This is a genomic window from Pseudonocardia oceanicola, assembly GCF_047200735.1.
Lineage (GTDB): Bacteria > Actinomycetota > Actinomycetes > Mycobacteriales > Pseudonocardiaceae > Pseudonocardia.
This window is the reverse complement of record NZ_JBJZON010000007.1, coordinates 12447-26671: the sequence shown is the minus strand read 5'-3', so window position 1 is coordinate 26671 and position 14225 is coordinate 12447. Positions and strand designations below refer to the sequence as shown.

The 14225-nt window shown below is 74.1% G+C and carries 15 protein-coding genes; 6 read left to right on the top strand and 9 right to left on the bottom strand.

The annotated features are described in order from the left end of the window. Positions 1-618 carry a TetR/AcrR family transcriptional regulator gene (locus ACL02T_RS12535; RefSeq protein WP_412830849.1) on the bottom strand — a complete coding sequence of 206 codons (618 nt, stop codon included), beginning with the start codon at positions 616-618 and terminating at the stop codon, positions 1-3. A gap of 111 nt (positions 619-729) precedes the next feature. Here ACL02T_RS12535 and ACL02T_RS12530 point away from each other — a divergent pair, with 111 nt between their 5' ends. Further along, a complete protein-coding gene (locus ACL02T_RS12530) occupies positions 730-861 on the top strand; it encodes a hypothetical protein (RefSeq protein ID WP_412830848.1) in 132 nt (43 codons plus the stop codon). A gap of 48 nt (positions 862-909) precedes the next feature. Here the strand turns inward: ACL02T_RS12530 and ACL02T_RS12525 are convergent, their stop codons facing one another. Further along, positions 910-1569, bottom strand: coding sequence for a hemerythrin domain-containing protein (locus ACL02T_RS12525; RefSeq protein ID WP_412830847.1), 660 nt, complete (start codon positions 1567-1569; stop codon positions 910-912). A 353-nt stretch (positions 1570-1922) separates the two neighbouring features. On the opposite strand from ACL02T_RS12525, the gene ACL02T_RS12520 reads away from it, so the two are divergent. Together ACL02T_RS12520 and ACL02T_RS12515 are read left to right on the top strand one after the other, a co-directional pair. Beyond that, positions 1923-2678 (top strand): IclR family transcriptional regulator, encoded by a 756-nt coding sequence (locus ACL02T_RS12520; protein WP_412830846.1) that lies wholly within the window; start codon positions 1923-1925, stop codon positions 2676-2678. Between the two features lie 149 nt (positions 2679-2827). Next, entirely contained in the window at positions 2828-4003 is a 1176-nt protein-coding gene (locus tag ACL02T_RS12515) for a 4-hydroxybenzoate 3-monooxygenase (protein WP_412830845.1), read from the top strand. Positions 4004-4035: 32 nt separating this feature from the next. Here ACL02T_RS12515 and ACL02T_RS12510 read toward each other — a convergent pair whose 3' ends face one another. Beyond that, positions 4036-4404, bottom strand: a complete 369-nt coding sequence (locus ACL02T_RS12510) for a VOC family protein (protein ID WP_412830844.1) — start codon at positions 4402-4404, stop codon at positions 4036-4038. 110 nt (positions 4405-4514) lie between these two features. On the opposite strand from ACL02T_RS12510, the gene ACL02T_RS12505 reads away from it, so the two are divergent. After that, positions 4515-5288, top strand: a complete 774-nt coding sequence (locus tag ACL02T_RS12505) for an LLM class F420-dependent oxidoreductase (protein ID WP_412830843.1) — start codon at positions 4515-4517, stop codon at positions 5286-5288. A 91-nt stretch (positions 5289-5379) separates the two neighbouring features. Here the strand turns inward: ACL02T_RS12505 and ACL02T_RS12500 are convergent, their stop codons facing one another. From ACL02T_RS12500 to ACL02T_RS12475, 6 genes are all read right to left on the bottom strand, one after another. Beyond that, complete coding sequence (locus ACL02T_RS12500) at positions 5380-6417, bottom strand: 5-methyltetrahydropteroyltriglutamate--homocysteine methyltransferase (RefSeq protein WP_412830842.1); 1038 nt, start codon at positions 6415-6417, stop codon at positions 5380-5382. 107 nt (positions 6418-6524) lie between these two features. Next, positions 6525-7466 (bottom strand): quinone oxidoreductase family protein, encoded by a 942-nt coding sequence (locus ACL02T_RS12495; protein WP_412830841.1) that lies wholly within the window; start codon positions 7464-7466, stop codon positions 6525-6527. Between the two features lie 34 nt (positions 7467-7500). Continuing rightward, positions 7501-8361, bottom strand: coding sequence for a dioxygenase family protein (locus ACL02T_RS12490; protein ID WP_412830840.1), 861 nt, complete (start codon positions 8359-8361; stop codon positions 7501-7503). A gap of 69 nt (positions 8362-8430) precedes the next feature. Next, a complete protein-coding gene (locus ACL02T_RS12485; RefSeq protein WP_412830839.1) occupies positions 8431-9252 on the bottom strand; it encodes a citryl-CoA lyase in 822 nt (273 codons plus the stop codon). After that, entirely contained in the window at positions 9245-10408 is a 1164-nt protein-coding gene (locus ACL02T_RS12480; RefSeq protein WP_412830838.1) for a CaiB/BaiF CoA transferase family protein, read from the bottom strand. The genes ACL02T_RS12485 and ACL02T_RS12480 overlap by 8 nt, the downstream gene beginning before the upstream one ends. 70 nt (positions 10409-10478) lie before the next feature. After that, entirely contained in the window at positions 10479-11297 is an 819-nt protein-coding gene (locus ACL02T_RS12475) for an IclR family transcriptional regulator domain-containing protein (RefSeq protein WP_412830837.1), read from the bottom strand. A gap of 195 nt (positions 11298-11492) precedes the next feature. Between ACL02T_RS12475 and ACL02T_RS12470 the strand changes: the two genes are divergently transcribed. Beyond that, the gene (locus ACL02T_RS12470) at positions 11493-12926 is read left to right on the top strand and encodes an amidohydrolase family protein (RefSeq protein ID WP_412830836.1); all 1434 of its coding nucleotides are present in this window, start codon (positions 11493-11495) and stop codon (positions 12924-12926) included. A gap of 272 nt (positions 12927-13198) precedes the next feature. Next, positions 13199-13840, top strand: coding sequence for a hypothetical protein (locus ACL02T_RS12465; protein ID WP_412830835.1), 642 nt, complete (start codon positions 13199-13201; stop codon positions 13838-13840). The last annotated feature ends 385 nt before the right edge of the window (positions 13841-14225 follow it).

Genomic DNA, 14225 nt, shown 5'->3' with positions numbered 1-14225 from the left:
TCAGGACCGACCGTCGGTGAGCATCTGCCGCGCGATCCGCTTCCACAGGTCCAGGTGCGGGTCCGTGGTGGGGTCGCGCGGGTCGATCGCGTAGGTCAGGGCCACGCCCCGCATGCTGGTGAGCAGCAGTTCCCGGACGTCGTCGAAGGCCGGGTGGGTCGAGTGGACCGGCCCGAACAGCGCGGCCACGACGTGCTGGATCGCCAGGCCCAGCCGCCGCTCCTCCGGCAGCAGCTCGGCACGCAGCGCCTCGTCGGTGCGCGCGGCCGTCCACAGCTCCATCGCGGCCCAGAAGTACGGCTGGCGAAAGGTCTCCCAGAGCAGCTCCACCGCCCGGTCGACGCGCTCGGTGCCGCTGGTCGTGGCGTGCGGCCGGCGCTCCATGGCGGTGATCCGCTCGACGGCGAGGTGCTGCGCGGCGGCCACGAGCAGGGCCGAGCGGGAGGGGAAGTGGTGCAGCAGCCGGCCGCGGGAGACTCCCGCGCGCTCCTGGATGGTCACCGTGGTGGCGCCGGAGTAGCCGTCCTCCACCAGGCTGCGCACCGCGGCGTCGAGGATCAGCGCGTGGCTGCTGGCCCGGCGCTCGCCCTGGGTGCGACGCGGCGTCGGTACGGCCATGCGACGAGGGTAGCCCGGCGGGCCCTCCTTCCCGGCAGCGCCGACTGTATCCGGGCCCCACCTGCGCGGGGGTCGGACCGGGAGGTCGCGGCGGTCTGCGGAGCTGGAGCCGTGGGCCGGTCAGCTCGCCGGGCTGGGCAGCGGCGTGCCCATTTCGAGCACGCCCGGGGCATCGCCCGCCGGCTCGCGGCCCCGCACTGGGAGGAGCGGGCGTCGGCGTCGCTCGCCGCCCTCGAGCCGTGAGCACGGCCGGCGGCCGCGCGGTACGCGTGGTGCCGCCGCCGGTGCCGTTCAGGAGGTCCCGAAGACCGGGCGGACGCGGCGGGCGTGACGGGGGCGGAGCAGCCCGAGCAGGAGCACCAGCACCGGGCCGGCCTCGGCCTTGAGAGCCGCCAGCTCCCCCGGGGCGGCGACCTCCGCCATGCGGGGCAGCACGAACCCCGCCGGCGGCCCGCCCCTGCGGATCGCCTTCTCCATCTCCTGCCACTCCGCAGCCGGGACGTACCGCTCGATCACCGGGAACAGTTCGGCCTCCTCGTTCTCGATGTGCTCGTCGAGCTCGTCGCGCACCCGGCCGAGGGCATCGGCGAGGACCGCGGCGCGCTCGGGGTGGATCGGGGCGTCGAGGAAGCCGGCGGCGGCGCGGCGCAGGTCGTCGAGCAGCGGATCCAGGGCGCGGTGGTCGTCGGACAGGACGGTGAGGTCGACGGCGGTGCCGGCGTGGCGCTCGATCAGCGGCCAGGTCAGCTCGTCCTCGACGGTGTGGTGGTGGTGGATCTCGTCGGCCAGGGTGGTGACCCAGCGGACGAGGGCCTTCGCGCGGCGGGTGTCGCAGGACCTGCCCCCGGCGAGGCGTCCCGCGGTGGCGGCGAGCCGGTGCAGGTCGCGCCGCATGATGCGGTGAGTCAGGCGCATGCCCAGCAGGTCGGGGGTGGTGGCGGGGGCGGTCATCGCTGCTCCTTCTCGGGGGAGGCCGCCAGGGTGGGCCGACCCGCTTAAGCGCGACCTGTCGGCGACTTGTCGCCGCACTTGTCGCCGGTCCCGACTCGCGGAAGCCCCGGGCGCGACTCGCGGAAGCCCAGGGCGCGACTCGCGGAAGCTGAGGGCGCGACTCGCGGAAGCTGAGGGCGCGACTCGCGGAAGCTGAGGGCGCGACTCGCGGAAGCCGAGGGCGCGACTCGCGGGGGCTCGGGGCGCGACTCGCGGAAGCCCAGGGCGCGACTCGCGGGAGCTCGGGGCGCGACTCGCGGGGGCTCGGGGCGCGACTCGCGGGGGGAGTATTCGCTGAGTGGGAGGATCGGGGCGTGGCGGGGAACCTGTCGACTCCGGGGGCCAGCGTGGCGTCGCGGGTGTTCGCGCTGCTCGGGGCGTTCGACGCGGAGCACCGGGTGCTGTCGCTGACCGCGCTGGCGGAGCGGGCCGGGTTGCCCCTCGCCACGGCGCACCGGCTGGCGGGGGAACTCGTCGGGCTGGGCGGGATGGAGCGGCGGGGCGACCGGTACGTCGTCGGACGCCGGGTGTGGGACCTGGGCCTGCTGGCGCCGGTACAGGCCGAGCTGCGCCAGGTCGCCGCGCCCTTCCTGCACGATCTCTACGCGGCCACGCACGCCACCGTGCACCTCGCCGAGCGTGCGGGCGCCGAGGTGCTCTACCTCGACCGGCTCTCCGGGCGGGCGACGGTGCCCGTGGTCAGCCGGGTCGGCGGCCGGCTCCCGCTGCACACCACCGGCGTCGGGAAGGTGCTGCTGGCCTTCGCCCCGGACGACGTGCGGCGGGCCGTGCTCGCCGACCTCCGGCGTGTCACGCCGTACACGATCACGCAACCCGGCCGGCTGCGGGAACAGCTGCGGCGGGTGCACCGCGAGGGCTTCGCACAGACGGTCGAGGAGATGAGTCCGGGCGCGTGCTCCGTCGCGGTCCCGGTCCGACGCGGCGCCGACGGGGAGGTGGCGGCCGCGCTGGGGCTCGTCGTCCCGGACCTGCGTCGCGGTCGGGCCCGGCTGGTCACGGCCCTGCAGGTCGCCGCGGCCGGCATCGGGCGCTCGCTCTCCCCCGGGTGAACCTCCGCCGACGGGGCTTCCCTGGGCGATCTTCCACTGGGCGATCTTCCACTGGGCGATCTTCCACTGGGCGATCTTCCACTGGGCGATCTTCCACTGGGCGAAAGCCGGCGCTAGGCGACCGGCGGGCGGGCGGACACACTCCTCCCATGCGTACCCAGGTCGCCATCGTCGGCGCCGGCCCGGCCGGGCTCCTGCTGTCCCACCTGCTCGACCGCACGGGCGTCGAGTCCGTGATCGTCGAGACCCGCTCCCGCGAGTACGTCGAGGCCCGGATCCGCGCGGGGATCCTCGAGCACTCGACCGTGCAGCTGCTGCACGAGGTGGGGCTGGGGGAGCGGCTCGCCCGGGAGGGCGACGAGCACCGCGGCATCTACCTGCAGTGGCCGGGCGAGCGTCACCACGTCGACTTCGTGGACCTCGTCGGCCGCAGCGTCACCGTCTACGGGCAGACCGAGGTGACCAAGGACCTCGGGAAGGCGCGCGAGGCCGCCGGCCAGGAGATCCGCTACGAGGTCACCGACACCGCGGTGCACGAGCTGGAGACCGAGCAGCCGTACGTCACCTTCACCGGCCCCGACGGCACGGCCGAGCGCCTCGACGCCGACGTGGTCGTGGGCTGCGACGGCTCCTTCGGCCCCTGCCGCGCGGCCGTGCCCGACGCCGTCCGGCAGACCTGGGAGCGCGTCTACCCGTACTCCTGGCTGGGGATCCTCGCCGACGTCGCGCCGTCGACCGATGAGCTGATCTACGCCTGGCACCCGGACGGCTTCGCGCTGCACTCCATGCGCTCGGAGCACGTCTCCCGGCTCTACCTGCAGGTCCCGAACGGCACCGACATCGCGGAGTGGTCCGACGACCGGATCTGGGACGCGTTGGCCACCCGACTCGGCCACGGTCAGGACGGCTGGACGCTGAACCCCGGGCCCGTCACCGAGAAGTCCGTGCTGCCGATGCGCAGCTTCGTGCAGCAGCCGATGCGGCACGGCCGGCTCTTCCTCGCCGGCGACGCCGCCCACATCGTGCCGCCCACCGGCGCGAAGGGGCTGAACCTCGCCGTGGCCGACGTCGCCCTGCTCGCCCCGGCCCTGACCGCGCTGCTGCGCGACAAGGACCCGGCCCTCGCTGACGCGTACTCCGACGCCGCCCTGCGCCGGGTCTGGCGCTGCACCCACTTTTCCTGGTGGATGACGACCATGCTGCACCAGTCCGGCGACCCCTTCGACGCCCAGCTGCAGCTCTCGCAGCTGCGTTGGGTGGCGAGCAGTGAGGCCGGCCGGACGGGTCTCGCCGAGAACTACGCGGGCCTGCCGATCGGCTTCTGACACGCTGCGCCCGGTGCGGGGCCGGTGGTGCGCTAGTGGGTGATCTCGACCACCACGAGCACGTTCCCGTCCGGATCGCGCAGCGTGAACATGGGCGGGGCGTACTCGCCCATGCGCAGCACCTCGGGATCGACGTCGACGCCGCGCTCCCGCAGCTCGGCGTGGGCCGCGTCGGCGTCCGGGCTGGCGAGCCGGACCGCGGTACCGAGGCCACCCGGCGCGGGATCGCCGGCCACCAGCGCGATCGAGGTCGCCGAGTCGGCCGGGGCGACCTCGATCCAGCGGCCCTCGCCGAACGGAGCGTCCCTCCGCTTCTCGAGGCCGAGCGCACCGACGTAGAACTCCAGTGCCTTCTCCTGGTCGCGGACGGTGAGCGCCACGGTGTGGATGCCGCTGATCATGATCTGCCTCCCGGGTTGACGAGCGGTGGACCGCCCGCGCGGTCCGAACTCATCGCCGTTCTCCTCGGCCTCGGGATGTCGGTCCCGGAGTTCGGGAGCACGATGGCACCATGACCGCTCCCGTCCGCATCGGGCTGCAGCTGCAGCCCCAGCACGCCGACTACGGCCGCATCCGCGACACGCTGCTCGCCGCCGAGGAGGCCGGTGCCGACGTCGTCTTCAACTGGGACCACTTCTTCCCGCTCTACGGCGACCCCGACGGCAAGCACTTCGAGTGCTGGACCATGCTCGGTGCCTGGGCCGAGACCACGAGCCGCGTCGAGATCGGCGCGCTGGTCACGTGCAACTCGTACCGCAACCCCGAGCTCCTGGCCGACATGGCCCGCACCGTCGACCACATCTCGCACGGCCGGCTCATCCTCGGCATCGGCTCCGGCTGGTTCGAGAAGGACTACACCGAGTACGGCTACGACTTCCGGACCGCCGGGCGCCGGCTCGACGACCTCGGCGCGGCCCTGCCCCGCATCCGCGACCGCTGGTCGAAGCTCAACCCGGCCCCGACCCGCGACATCCCGATCCTCGTCGGGGGCGGCGGGGAGAAGAAGACCCTGCGCTACACCGCCGAGCACGCCACGATCTGGCACGGCTTCGGCGACGTCGAGACGGTGCGGCGCAAGTGCTCGGTGCTCGACGGGCACTGCCGTGACATCGGCCGGGACCCCGCCGAGATCACCCGCTCCTGCGGGGTGCAGGCGGCGCCCACGGAGGCCGGCCAGGAGCTCCGCGACGCCGGGGTCTCACTGTTCACCGTGGGCGTCGGCGGCCCGGACCACGATCTCTCGCTGCTCAAGGACTGGATCGCCTGGCGGGACTCCCTCGGCTGATCGACCCGGGCGATCACCCCGGAATGATCACACTCGGCCGATCACGCCGGGCCGGTCCGCCCGGCCGAGGACCGAGCTGACGGCCGGGCGCTCACCGGAGTTCGTCGCGGAGCACGGCCGCGGCGCCCGCCATCGCCCGCATCTTCCCGGCCGCCGAGGCACGCGGTAGGTACTTCATGCCGCAGTCCGTGACGATCACGATCTGCTCGGGCGGGAGTCGGTCGAAGGCGCGCCGCGTCCGGGCCGCGACGGTCTCGACGCTCTCCACGGCGTGGTCGGACAGGTCGATCACGCCGAGGAGGATCGTCTTGTCCTTCAGGTCCGACAGCACGCCGAGGTCGAGCCCGGACTGCGCGGTCTCGATGGAGATCTGGTCGGCGGTGCAGCCGGCCAGCTCGGGCAGGAACGAGTACCCCTCGGGCCGCTCGTGGATGATCGCGGCGTAGCCGAAGCAGAGGTGCACGGCGGTGGTGCCGGTGACGCCCTCGAGTGCCGCGTCGAGCGCGGCGAGCCCGTAGGCACGGGCCGCGTCGGGGCGGGCCTGCAGGTAGGGCTCGTCGATCTGGACGACGTCGGCGCCGGCCGCGAACAGGTCCTTGATCTCGGCGTTGACCGCGGCGGCGTAGCCCATGGCGGCGGACTCCGGGTCGGGGTAGTGGTCGTTCTGGGCCTGCTGGGACATGGTGAAGGGGCCGGGGACGGTCATCTTCACCGTGCGGTCGGTGTGCGAGCGCAGGAAGCGCAGGTCGTCGACCTGGACGGGCCGCGGCCGGGAGATCGGCCCGACGATCCGCGGCACCGGGTTGGGGTGTCCGCTGCGGTCCAGCGCCGTGCCGGGGTTGTCGATGTCGACGCCCTCGAGCGCGGTCGCGAAGTGGTTCGAGTAGCTCTCCCGCCGGATCTCCCCGTCCGTGACGATGTCCAGCCCGGCCTCCTCCTGTTCCCGGATCGCGACCCGGGTCGCGTCGTCCTGGGCCTCGGCGAGGTGCTCCGGCGGGATCCGCCACAGCTCGCGGGCGCGGACCCGGGGTGGGAAGCGGCCGGCGAGCTTCGCGCGGTCGATCAGCCACTCGGGCTGGGCGTAGCTGCCGACCAGGGACGTGGGCAGCAGCGGCAGTGTCGTCGGCACGTGCTCCTCCGGGTGTGGATCGAACGGCTGTGGATCGAACGGCTGTGGATCGAACGGCTGTGGATCGAACGGCTCGGATGTGTGGATCGGGCGGCCGCCGGGCGGTTTCAGACGACGAGGACGATCCGGCCCTCGGCGGCGCCGGCGGCCTGGCGCTCCCAGGCCGCTGCGGCGTGTGCGAGCGGAACGGCCTCGTGGGCGACGGTCAGCTCCTGCCCGGCGAGGTAGGTCACCGACTCGGCGCGCTCCTCCCTGGTCAGGGCGTTGTTGGTGTAGCCGAGCACCCGCAGTGAGCGGCTGCGCAGCGTCGACGAGTCGAGCGGGCTGGTCTCGCCGGCCGAGCTGCCGAGGTTGACCAGCCGCCCACCGGGTCCCAGCGCGCGGGCCGCCGCGGCGGCCGGCACGCCGAAGAGCGGATCGAGCACCAGGTCGGCGGCGCCTCCCGCGGCCTCGGCGAACCGGGCGCCCAGCTCCGCGACGTCGTCCGTGTCCAGGGCGACGACGGTGTCGGCCCCGGCCGAGCGTGCCCGCTCCCGCGCCGCCGCCGACCGGGCCCCGGCCACGACCCGGGCGGCCCCGGCGAGGCGGGCGAGCTGCACGGCGACCTGGCCGACCACCCCGCCGGCGCCCAGCACGATCACGGTCTCACCGGTCGTCAGCCCGCCCGTGCTCGTCAGGGCGCGGTGCGCGGCGACGGCGGACAGGCCGAGCGCGGCCAGCCGGACAGGGTCGACGTCCGGGGGCAGGGGCACCAGATCGGCCTCGGGCACGCACGCGAGCGCGGCCATGCTGCCGTCGCCCGGTGCCATCCCGGCCGAGGTCGGGAACCACACCGCCCGGCCGTCGACCGTCCCGACGCCCTGCACCCCGGGCACGTACGGGGTGCGGGGCACGCCGAAGTACGAGGTCCCGGAGGCGCAGAGCAGGTCGAGCGGGGTGATCGGCGCGGCCCGGACCTCGACGAGGACCTCGCCCGGCCCGGGCTCCGGCGGCTCCCGGTCCGCGACCGCGGGCGGCCGGCCGGGCCCGGGGATCAGCGCGGCGCGCACGGGTCGGTGCCCATGTTCGCTCCGCAAGCTGCGCTCATGCGGGCTGGAGGCGGAAGTCGTAGCGGGCCTCGAGCCAGGGCACGTCGCACTTGCCGCCGTCCGGCGTCGGTCCGGGCTCGCGCTCGGCGAACTCCACCACCAGCTCCTGTTTCGTGCCGAACACGACGTCGCTGTCCAGGAACTCCGCGCCCTCCTGGAACAGGTGCGTGATCAGCGGGGCGTACCCGTCCACGGCGAGCAGGAAGTGCACGTGGGCGGGTCGGAAGTGACTGATTCCCGTCCGTCCGACGAGATCGCCGACCGGCCCGTCCATCGGGATCGAATAGCCCTTCGGCGCGATGGTGCGCAGGCAGTACGAGCCGTCGGCGCGGGTCGTGTACCTGGCGCGCAGCCGCGCCTCGTCGATGTCCGGTAGCTGGGCCTCGTACACGCCGTCGGCGTCGGACTGCCAGACGTCGAGCACCGCGCCGCCGACCGGGATCCCGTCGATCGCCGTGACGCTCCCGCTGATGTAGAGCGGTGTGCCGGGCAGGCCGTCGGACATGTCCCCGCCGAAGTCGAGCTCCGGTGAGCCGTCGATGTGGAACGGGCCGAGCACGGTCGCCGGGGTCGCGGCCGGGTCGAGCCGGTTGTTCATCTGCACCACGAGCATGGACAGGCCCAGCACGTCCGAGGCGAGGATGAACTCCTCGCGCTTCTCGTCGCTGATCTGCCCGGTCGCCGTCAGCCACTGCATCGCGGCCATCCACTCGGCCTCGGTCAGCCGGACCTCGCGGGCGAAGTCGTGCAGGTGGCGGACCAGCGCGGTCAGCACCTCCCGGGTGCGGGGGTCGTGCGCCGTGGCCCAGCGCTCCACCGCGAGGTCGGTGATGTTCTCCTCGGTGACCAGCTTCATCGCTGCCTCCTGGCTGTGCCGGACGGTCGTGCCGCACAGTGGTCGCCCGGGCGGTGGTGGTGCGGACCGTCAGGGCCGGTACGGGTCCGGGTCGACCGGCCTGTTGTTCAGGTCGACGGACAGGAAGATGTCGTTTCCGACGGGGTGGCGGAGCTCCTCGGCGAGCTGGCCGATGAGCCCTGCCGTGCGGGCGAGCAGCGCGAACCCGCGCAACAGCTCGAGGGGGAGCCCGAGGTCGGCCAGCGCGGCGCCGCAGACCCCGGCGCCGTTGAGCGGCAGGGTCCGCCCGAGCACCTGGGGGTGGACGCGGCCGATCGCGGCGAACAGCTCCAGGTGCGGCCCGACCAGGTCCTCCTCGCGGGCGATCGCGTAGAGCCGGCGGGTGCGCGGGTCCCCGTCCTTGTGCACGTGGTGGCCGAGCCCCGGCACGAACCTCTTCGCCGCGCGCTGCTCCCGCACGGTCCGCAGGGCGATCTCGTCCCAGCCGGCGTCGTCCGTCGGGAGCTGGTCCGGCAGCCGCTCGTGCAGGAACCGCCCGCAGTCCTCGGTCACCCCGAGGAACCGCGACCCGCCGCCGAGCAGGCCCGCGGCGAGCGCGCCCTGGACCGAGTCCGGCGCGGACAGATAGGTCAGTCGGGTGACGATCGCGGTCGGGGTGAAACCGTGGTCGGCCAGCGCGGCCAGCACGGCCTCGAACACCCGGGTCTCGCCCTTGCTCGGGCGGCGCTGGGTGGCCAGCCAGAAGGCGAGCTCGCCGAACCCGACCTGGCCCATGACGTCGTCGGCCAGGTCCTGGCCGAGCAGGGTGATCGTCTCCCGTGACGCTGCGCCCAATGCCGTCGGATACCGCGCGGCGGCATGCTCCCGGACCGGTTCCTGCTGGTCAGGCATCCTCGCTCAGCCACTTCCTCAGTTCGGCGCCGTGCTCGTCGAGCTCCGGCGGGGGGAGCCGGTAGACCGCGGGCGTGGCGGAGAACCGGATCGGGTGCCGGGTGGTCGGCACCGCACGCCCACCCTCCCCGACGGGGACGACGGGATCGAGGCCGAACCGCTCGGCCATGGCGAACCCGCCGTCGATGGTCTGGATCGGGCCGGACGGCACCCCGGCCGCGGTGAGCAGCTCGAACCACTCCACGGCGGTCTTCTCCCGCAGCCGCTCCACCAGCAGCGGCCGCAGCTCCTCGCGGTTCGCGGTGCGGTCGGCGTTGCGGGCGAAGCGCGGGTCGTCGGCGACCCGGGGGATCCCGAGCACGCCGCAGAGCTTGCGGAACTGCGGGTCGTTGGCCGCGGCGACGATCAGGTCGTCGTCGGCGGTGGGGAGCGGCTCGTAGGGGAACACGCTGGGGTGTGCGTTGCCCATCCGGTAGGGCACCGTGCCGCTCGCGACCCACGCCGAGCTGTGGTTGACCAGTCCGGTCAGCGCCGAGGACAGCAGGTTGACCTCGACGTACTGCCCCTCGCCGGTGCGGTCGCGATGGCGCAGCGCGGCAAGGATGCCGATCGCGGCGTGGTTGCCGGCCATGACGTCGAAGACCGAGATCCCGGCCCGGTAGGGCGGTCCGTCCGGGTCGCCCGTCAGCGACATCAGCCCGGACATGGCCTGCACCATGAGGTCGTAGCCGGGCACGTCCCGGCCCGGGCCGGAGCCGAACCCGCTGATCGACGCGTAGATCACGGCCGGGTTGGTCTCCCGGACGGCGTCGTAGTCCAGGCCGAACCGGGTCATCCCGCCCGGCTTGAGGTTCTCGATCACGACGTCGGCACGGCGGGCGAGTTCGCGGGCGGCGGCCAGGTCCGGCTCGTCGCGCAGGTCGAGCGCGATCGAGCGCTTGCCCCGGTTGATGCCCAGGAAGTAGGTGGACACGCCCTCGCGCACCGGTGGCATCCAGGTGCGGGTGTCGTCGCCGGCCGGGCCCTCGACCTTCACCACCTCGGCACCCATGTCGGCCAGCAGCATCGTGGCGTACGGCCCGGCGAGGATCCGGGAGAAGTCCGCGACCAGCAGCCCGGCCAGGGGGCCCCCGGTCGTCGGGTCGGGCGTGCTCATCCGATGCCCTCCTGTCCGCAGGACGGACAACCGTCCGCATGCGGGATTGTTCGTCGCGTGACGGGTGCCGTCAAGCCGGGCGCGACGAGCCCGGGACCGTCACGTGCGGGACGGTCTCCAGGCGGGCGAAGTCCGCGCTGATCTCGCCGGCCGTGTGCAGCAGCAGCGGCAGGTGGTGCTCGAGCAGGTGGTCCACCGAGGTCTCGGCGGCGTGGCAGTTCACGTTGACCCCGGCGATCACCCGGCCCGACCCGTCGCGCAGCGGCGCGGCCACCGAGCGGATGCCGGGCGCCAGCTGCTCGTCGGTGAGCGCCCAGCCGCGGGCGCGCACCTCGCGCAGCACCGCGTCCCGCTCCGCGCGGTCCGGCTGCCAGCGCGGGACCAGGCCGGAGCGGGTGGGCTCGGCGAGCACGCGCTCCAGCTCGTCCGGCGGCAGGGCCGCGAGCTGGACCTTGCCCAGTGAGGTCTGCAGCGCCGGGAACCGGGTGCCGATCTGCACCGCGAGCGAGACGATCTTCGGTACGGACACCCGGGCGACGTAGACGATGTCCGAGCCGTCGAGCCGGGCGACCGAGCAGGACTCGTTCGTCCGCTCGACCAGCCGCTCGAGGTGCGGGCGGGCGATCTCCCACAGCCCGGTCGACCGCACGTAGGCCACGCCCAGGTCCAGTACCCGCGGGGTCAGTGCGAAGCCGCGCTCCTCGGCCCGGACGTAGCCGAGCTCGGCCAGGGTGAGCAGGATCCGCCGGGCCGTCGGGCGGGCCAGGTCCGCGGCGGCGGCCACCTCGGCCAGCGACATCACCGGGCGGCCCGGCCGGAACGCCGTGATGACGTCCAGCCCCCGGGCGAGGGCCTCGATGAAGTCCGGGCCCGTTCCCTCGCGTGGCATGGCCTACCCCCGTCCCGCCGCGTGCGGCGCCCACCGTAGCCCGGCCGCGTCCGCGGGCCGGACAGGCGGTACCGCGCCGGGCCCGCGCCTCGGACCCGGAGTGATTGACACCGCCGACGGGCTCGACCACAGTAGCCGCACACGGTGCTGACCGACAGGCGGACGTTGGTCCGAAGATCGCGAGGGAGCGAGCCGATGAGCGAGTCGACCGAGGGGCGCCCGATCGTCCTCCGCGGCGGGACCGTGCTGACCATGGACCCGGGCAGGCGCGTCCTCGCGGGCCACGACGTGCTCGTGACCGGCGACCGCATCGCCGCCCTCGGCGCGGACCTGGAGGTGCCCGAGGGCACCGTCGAGATCGACGCGCGCGGCGGCATCGTCATGCCGGGGATGATCGACACCCACCGGCACATGTGGCAGACGGCCATGCGCGGCTACGGCGCCGACTGGACCCTGACCCAGTACTTCGTCTGGTACTACCTGGAGTGGGGCAAGGCCTTCCGGCCCGAGGACGTGCACGCGGGCAACCTGCTCTCCGCGCTCGAGGCGCTCGACGCCGGCGTCACCACCACGGTCGACTGGTCGCACGGCCTGCAGACGGTCGACCATGCCGACGCCGCGGTCGACGCGCTGCGGTCCGTCCCCGGCCGGTTCGTGCTGGCCTACGGGAACATCCAGCAGGCCCCGGCCGAGTGGACCGCGGCGCCGGAGTTCCGCGACTTCGTCACCCGCCGGCGCGACGACCTGTTCGGCTTCCAGATGGCCTTCGACGTGACCGGCGACCCGGCCTTCCCGGAGAAGCCTGCCTTCGAGGTGGCCCGCGAGCTGGGCGCGCCGGTCACCACCCATGCGGGGGTCTGGGGGGCGACCAACGACGACGGCATCAAGCTCATGCACGAGCACGGGTTCATGACCCCGGAGACGGTGTACGTCCACGCCGCGACCCTGTCCGCGGACTCGTACCACCGGATCGCGGCCACCGGCGGATCCGTGTCGGTGTCCACCGAGAGCGAGCAGAGCGCCGGCCAGGGCTACCCGCCCACCTGGGCGCTGCGGCTGCACGGCATCCCGGTGTCGCTCTCCATGGACACCTCGGTGTGGTGGAGCGGCGACCTGTTCTCCGCGATGCGCTCCACCCTCGGCGCGGACCGCTCGCGCGAGCACCTGGAGGCGCACGCCAAGGGCGACACCGTCACCCACGCCGCGCTGCGCGCCGAGCAGGTCGTGGAGTGGGCGACGCGCGGCGGGGCCCGCGCCCTGGGCCGCGAGGCCGAGCTGGGCAGCCTCGAGGTGGGCAAGTCCGCCGACGTGGTGCTGATCCGCAACGAGCACTCGCCGGTGATGTTCCCGCTGCTCCACCCCTACGGGCACGTGGCCTTCCAGGCCCAGCGGGGCGACGTCGACACGGTCCTCGTGGGCGGGCGGATCGTGAAGCGGGCCGGCCGGCTGGTCGACGTCGACCTGGCGGCGGCCCGGGCGATGGTCGAGCGGACCGTCGAGCACCTCCGGTCCACCCTCGGCGACGAGGCCTGGACGCAGGGCATGAACCCCGACGTCCCCGAGACGAAGATCCTCGACAACCCGTACACCTACACGGACTACCAGAGCGCCGCCACGCACGGGGGGTGAGCTCGGGCGGGGACGGGCAGCGCGACGCCGGTGAGCCGCTCGGACTCGGCCCACGGCGTCCTGATGTCGGGCATCGCCGCCCACGCCACACCTACCCGCTGTCGCCCTTCGCGGTCACGGCGCGGGAGGCCGGGCACGAGGTGGCAGGACATGTGGGACACCGCCCGGGCGCTGCTCGCCCGACGGCCCGGAGATTCCACCCCACGAGCCCTCATCGGGAGGAGACCAAGGGCTCTGTGCCACCGCGCGCCGCGGGAGGACCGTCGTGGACCGTGACGACGCAATCCACGCCCGCGACCGCGCCCGTCGCGGCGACCGAGATGCTCATCGACCGCTACCTGCCCCGGTTCGACAGGACGATCGTCGAACACACCGTGGCCGAGGCGGACGTCGCCGCGACCTGGCAGGCGCTGTGCGCGCTCGACCTCGGGCGGGTGCACTCGCCCGTGACGGACGCGGCGATGTCCGCCCGGGGCCTGCCCGACCGGCTCGCCCGCGTCCGCGGCCGCCCGGCCGCCGCCCCGCCGCCGGTCCGGCTCCCCCTGCGCGGCGGACCCCCGCTGCCGGGGTGGCTGTCCCTCGGCGAGGTCGCCGGGCACGAGATCGCGCTGGGTGCGATCGGCCGGTTCTGGCGGCCCGTGATCGAGTGGTACGACGTCTCGGCGATGACACCGGAGGAGTTCGGGGCCTTCGCGGACCCGGACTGGGGCAGGATCGCCGCGAACTTCTCGCTCCGCCCCTACGGCACGTCGCGCACGCTGATCTCGTACGAGGCCCGCACCCTGGTCCCCGAGCCGGACGCCGCCCGCCGGTTCACCCGGTACTGGACCCTCGTGCGTCCCTTCGTCGGCCACATCATGCGCGCCGCGCTCGCCACCGTCGCCGCGGACGCGGTGCGCGGGTCGTCGGCCTGACGGAGCCGCCCTCGCCCGGTCCCGGTGCGCAGGCCGAGCGCGTGAACTCGCAGGTGCCTCGGCCCTGGACGGTAGGGAGGCCACGGCCGTCCACCCAGCACCGCAGGACGTCGTGGGTGCCCTCGGTGTCCCGGCCCGGCTGTCGCGCGTGAACGGCGCTCGAACCCGCGGCCGGTGGTGGCGCCCGTCGAGCCTGCGACGGTCGGCGCCCCTGCGAACGCGGGCTCCGTCTGCGCCCCGGCCCTCGAGGGCACCCGCCTCGGCGCCGTCCGCACCCCACACCGGCGCCGTCGCCGACCTCGTCATGGTGAGCGCGATGGCCGTCATGCTGCTGACGATGATCTGACCCGGCGCAATGGCCGGGTCACCGGATGCGCGACGAGGC